This window comes from Leifsonia sp. HAY1-4F (assembly GCF_056755275.1).
On sequence record NZ_JBNDHX010000737.1, the window covers coordinates 1 to 230 of the forward strand.

Consider the following 230-nt stretch of genomic DNA (forward strand, 5'->3'; position numbering starts at 1 on the left):
GGGGGGGGGGGGGGGGGGGGGGGGGGGGGGGGGGGGGGGGGGGATGGTGAGGGTGAGGCCGCGATCCCGCCACAGCCCCTCGAGTAGGTCCATGATCTCGTCCCGGGTCTCCTCGTCCAGGTTGCCGGTCGGCTCGTCGACAAGGAGCCCCTCCGGGTCCTTCACCAGTGCCCGGGCGATGGCCCCGCGCTGCTGCTGACCGCCGGACAGTTCGGACGGCAGGTGGTTGC

At 75.2% G+C, this 230-nt stretch carries 1 protein-coding gene; it reads right to left on the reverse strand.

Features of this window, described 5'->3' with window-relative positions; all coding sequences use genetic code 11:
- A partial coding sequence (locus tag ACPYOG_RS21160) for an ATP-binding cassette domain-containing protein (protein ID WP_481295998.1) occupies positions 1-230 on the reverse strand: 230 nt, incomplete at both ends.